Source organism: Dialister sp., from assembly GCF_036343215.1.
GTDB lineage: Bacteria > Bacillota > Negativicutes > Veillonellales > Dialisteraceae > Dialister.
This window is the reverse complement of the sequence record NZ_JAZASU010000120.1, coordinates 1-4,601: the sequence shown is the minus strand read 5'-3', so window position 1 is coordinate 4,601 and position 4,601 is coordinate 1. Positions and strand designations below refer to the sequence as shown.

Here is a 4,601-nt window from a genome sequence, read left to right as displayed (position 1 = left end):
TTCTCCAGGAGAATTGTGTATAAAAATGGCCCGCCATCCAGTTTGATGCGGGCCTCCTGCACTGATTACTATGAACTGATAACTGATAACTTTATCACTTCCGGTATTTCCACATATTGTGTAATTATTGTACAGCCCCTGTATTCAAAACTTAATCCGGGTCCCGCACATGTGCCTTCGGCACTTTTTCTTCTCCTAAAGATTTCAGCATTTCTGCATTCCGGCTCAAAGTGAGGATATACAGGAAATCGCCGGCTCTGAGGCGTATATCCGGATCCGGGATATGGCTTTTGCCTCCCCGTTTGAGATCGATGATGACGGTCTGTTTCATGCCGGGAAGTTCACCGATGATTTTATTTTCAAGGACAGAACCGCTGACGATGGGGACTTCCACGATATTTCTTTCCTCTTCCGATTCTTTATCGGGAGCGGTTTTGAGAGATTTCTTGAGAAGGGCATCATAAATCGGTTCGCCTTTCAGGAGTTCAGCCGTAATGTAGGCAATCGCACTTCCCAGGGCCAGAGCCATGAGATGTCCGAAATCTCCTGTCATTTCCAGAATCAGAAGGGTACCGGTAATCGGGGAACGGACGGAAGCGGCAAAAAGGGAAACCATACCGATGACGATGATGTTTGGCGTATAAATTTCATTGATCAGGTCAAGAGATACGAAAATATTGGCTTCCAGGGCACCGACCAGGGATCCGATGACGAGGAGGGGAAGGAAAAAGCCGCCCGGAACGCCGCAGCCATAGGAAATGAGTGTGAAAATATATTTCCCGATCAGCAGAAGGAACAGGAAACCCAGACTGTAACGGGTCATGGCCAGGGTATCCACGAGGGCATTTCCTCCGCCCAGGACCTGGGGCAGATAGAATCCCAGGAAGCAGGCACAGATGAGGGCAAATCCGATCTTCATGAACTGATTTCTGAAAATGGGAAGATTATAGAAATTTCCCGTGTGGAGAAGGCCCCAGTTAAAAATAATGCCGGAAATTCCGCAGGAAATGGCAATGATGACTACCAGTCCCAAATGTTCCGCAGGCATGGGAACCAGATTTACGAAATGGAAACTGGTGCTGTTTCCAAAAAAGAAACGGGTCACAATGGTAGCCATAATGGCAGAAGTCATGGTAGGAAGAAGGACGGCACCTGAAAAATTCCGGTGCAATTCTTCCAGGGCAAACATCATTCCGGCCAGGGGAGCATTAAAAGCTGCTGCCAGGCCGGCTGCGGCACCACTGGTAATGAGATACCTTTCTTCCATCCGGGTCCGGCCGAGAAGCCGGGAAAATCCCTGGCCTGCGACTGCCCCGATCTGAATGGACGGTCCTTCGCGGCCCAGCGACAGGCCTGCCCCGATACCGAGGGCGCCGGCTATGATTTTTACCCAGAGGATGCGGATCCATTTCATTTTATACAGGCCCAGGATGACCCCTTTCACCTGGGGAATCCCGGAACCGGAAGCCATGGGGGCATACCGGCACATGCCGAAAAGACAGAGCCCGATCACAAAGAGGGCTGCTGCCCAGCAGAGAATGGGAATGGGATCCATTCTGGAAGCTGCCGGGAGGAGAAAAGCATTGTAAATAAAAATGCGCAGCGCTTCCGCTTCGGTTAGGAGGAAACGGAAAAGGGAAATACAGAGACCTCCCAGGATGCCTACGAAAATTCCCTCCACAAAAAGGCGGAGACGGAATTTGTGCCAGTTATCCAGGGCCACATAGGTCTTGAAAAGCTGACTGTTGAATGAGGAGGCGCGGTTTTCTTCAGTTTTCATAGGGAGCCTCCTTTCGAGGTGGGGAAAGTAATTAAACCGGAAGGAAATATAAATGATGAATGACTTTTGAATCGGGATTGACGGGAGACACGGGAGTCTCGGGAGTATCGGGGTGGTGGCCGCCATATTCATGAGGCGGCGATTTCATATAAAGATCATAAAGTCATTTGGCTGTAGGGAAATGAAAGTGAGTCCGAACTTTTGAATCGGGATTGACGGGAGTCCCGGGGTGTTATTGGGATTGGATTCGTCCTTGTATGGATGTCGATTTTAATTCCTGTAAGGGGCCCGGTGTCTGTCAGGAAATTTTATATACTGCGGCGCTCATGAATTTGCGCCGCACCTTCCCGAGTCTCCCGATACACCCGATAGCCCCGATCATCCCGAAACAAAAGCCGCTTCACAGGGAATTTTACTGATGGCTGACTGTTAAAATCTCACAAATCCACCTGATACGTGAGCACTGCATCGATGGCGGAAACCGCATTTTCCCAGGAAGTGATGGCGTCTTTCATTTCGTGTTCGTAGAATTCATCATCGATGTATTTTAAATTTATTTTTACATTAATAATAGAAGCATGAACGCAGGCGATGGCATTCTGGGCTGCCATGACGGCATCGCTGATGACATTTTTATTTCCTTTGAGAAGGATATTTGTGAAAGAGGGGAGGAGATCACTCATGGTCTGGGCCATCTGCTGGGGAACGGAAATGGCTTTCTTGAAAGCTTCCAGCTGTTTTTCCTGGCGCTCTTCCAGAGGAAGATTCCGGATGGTGCGCAGCGTCGCCATAAGCTCACGGAAATTCTTTGCGTCTTCATCCATGAGGTCCAGGAAAATGGAACGGGCAAACTGGAATACCTCCAGATATTCCTTTGCCTTTTCATGGAATTCGGCATAGTTTTTATTGGAAATCGTCAGATTGCACACCATTTCTGCCAGGGCACAGGCCTGGGCTCCCATGAGTCCCGCACAGGCTCCGCCCCCCGGAGCGGGCTTCGAAGAACCAAGATCATCAAGGAAATCATCAATCGTCATCTGACGGAATGCTTTTTCATCTGCCATGGAAATCACCTCTGCATAGACAATAAGGACACTTTGCTTGGTTACTATTATACAGTATTTCGAACATATCGGGGGAATTGATTTTGCGTCATATGAGGTAAATCGTGATTCGTGGCCCGTGGTCCGTGAAGGAGCCGCGCGAGAGCGGCCTATGGCCGCTATAAATGCGCGGCTGTGCCCTTGGGGCAATAAATTTGAAAATCATTAAACATGCATTGCCAGTTTCCTGAATGGATGGAGTTTATGTCGAATTACGAAGATTCTCGGATTTGAGAGCCAAAGGCCCAATATAAAAATTGGTTCCCACAGGGAACCATATCCAACACGAATCACGAACCACGGATCACGAACCACGATAACGCAAAGCTATAAAAATGATTTGACATGAAGTTGTATAAATGATATACTATACATCGTCATATGGCTCTGGTCATATGGCTTCATATGTGGCGGGTGTGGTGAAGCGGCTAACACGGCGGATTGTGGCTCCGTTACGCGTGGGTTCGAGCCCCACCACTCGCCCCATTTTTTTTTACCTTGAATTCCATATGGGGGTATCGCCAAGCGGTAAGGCAACGGACTTTGACTCCGTTATCGGTGGTCCGACTCCACCTACCCCTGCCAGAGATAAAGAGCTGTTGCAAGTGTAACAGCTCTTTTTTATTCCTTCTTTGAAGTCCTGATGATAAAAGTTATCAGTTATCAGTTCATAGTTATCAGTTGCATTGTGCCCAAGGCGGGCGACGGGACGATTGACCCATTTGGATGATCCGATTTGACTTGAAATACTAATAAAGTCCCCAGACCTGATTGCGAGACCGGTCTTACGGCCGATAGCCGGGCCACTGATAACTGATCACTGAGAACTGATAACTATTCCTGCAGTATTTCTGCTATAATAGAATAGAAAGCATTTTATAATATAAATCTAAGGAGGCAAAATGATGAAATCTCTCGTTCTCTGGTCTTCCCGTACGGGAAATACGAAGAAAGTGGCTGAGGCCATTTATGAAGCGCTGCCGGGAGAAAAAGATATCCTGGAAGAGGGAAGGGAGAAGGATATTTCTTCCTATGATCTCATTTTCGTCGGTTTCTGGGCATTCCGGAGGGGCGCAGACATGGTGGCCCGCCGGACCCTGGCAAAGATAGAGGGCAAGAAAGTGGCCATTTATGCCACAGCCGGAGCCTGGCCCGATTCTCCGGCGGCAAAGGATTACCTGGAAAATGCCGCATCCCTTCTGCCGGAATCTTCCGAATGCGTAGGCACCTGGATCTGCCAGGGCCGGGTGAATTCCTTCCATACGGGAAAGAGAAATCCAAACAAAGAACAGGTCCATCCCCTGACACCGGAAAGGCTCGAAAGGCTGCAGGAAGCAGAAAAACATCCGGATGAGAAGGATCTGGATGATGCAAAGAAATGGGCTCTGGAAATGGTGAAAAAGGTATAATTGTCGTGATTCGTGATTCGTGATTCGTGGTCCGTGATCCGTGAACCGTGAAGGTGGGCGCCTTGAAATAGTATGGGCGCCCATTTTATATTTGCAACTTTCTTCTTCGCGGACTTTTGAATCGGGAGTATCGGGTCTCGGGGGTCTCGGGGCTGTCGGGAAGGATATGGGGGGTGTACAAAAATAAAAATCATTATTTAAAAACTTTAGGGGAAATAGTTATCAGTTATTAGTTATCAGTTCGCAGTTATGGTGGCCGCCTTTTTATAGGGGAGGCGGCCCTTTTATATAAGGATTTAAACATTCTCC

Annotated in this window: 3 protein-coding genes and 2 tRNA genes; 3 read left to right on the top strand and 2 right to left on the bottom strand. The window is 48.4% G+C overall.

Annotation, left to right across the window (positions count from 1 at the left end; all coding sequences use genetic code 11):
* Positions 1–151 precede the first annotated feature (151 nt).
* Positions 152–1,780 (bottom strand): ClC family H(+)/Cl(-) exchange transporter, encoded by a 1,629-nt coding sequence (locus tag VZT47_RS09410; RefSeq protein WP_330224709.1) that lies wholly within the window; start codon positions 1,778–1,780, stop codon positions 152–154.
* A gap of 437 nt (positions 1,781–2,217) precedes the next feature.
* The gene (locus tag VZT47_RS09405) at positions 2,218–2,844 is read right to left on the bottom strand and encodes a cyclodeaminase/cyclohydrolase family protein (protein ID WP_330224708.1); all 627 of its coding nucleotides are present in this window, start codon (positions 2,842–2,844) and stop codon (positions 2,218–2,220) included.
* Between the two features lie 449 nt (positions 2,845–3,293).
* On the opposite strand from VZT47_RS09405, the gene VZT47_RS09400 reads away from it, so the two are divergent.
* The 3 genes from VZT47_RS09400 to VZT47_RS09390 all read left to right on the top strand — a co-directional run bounded on the left by VZT47_RS09400 (position 3,294) and on the right by VZT47_RS09390 (position 4,292).
* Positions 3,294–3,369 (top strand) — tRNA-His (locus tag VZT47_RS09400).
* A gap of 25 nt (positions 3,370–3,394) precedes the next feature.
* Positions 3,395–3,468: transfer RNA gene (locus tag VZT47_RS09395), tRNA-Gln, on the top strand.
* Between the two features lie 317 nt (positions 3,469–3,785).
* The gene (locus tag VZT47_RS09390; RefSeq protein WP_330224707.1) at positions 3,786–4,292 is read left to right on the top strand and encodes a flavodoxin family protein; all 507 of its coding nucleotides are present in this window, start codon (positions 3,786–3,788) and stop codon (positions 4,290–4,292) included.
* The last annotated feature ends 309 nt before the right edge of the window (positions 4,293–4,601 follow it).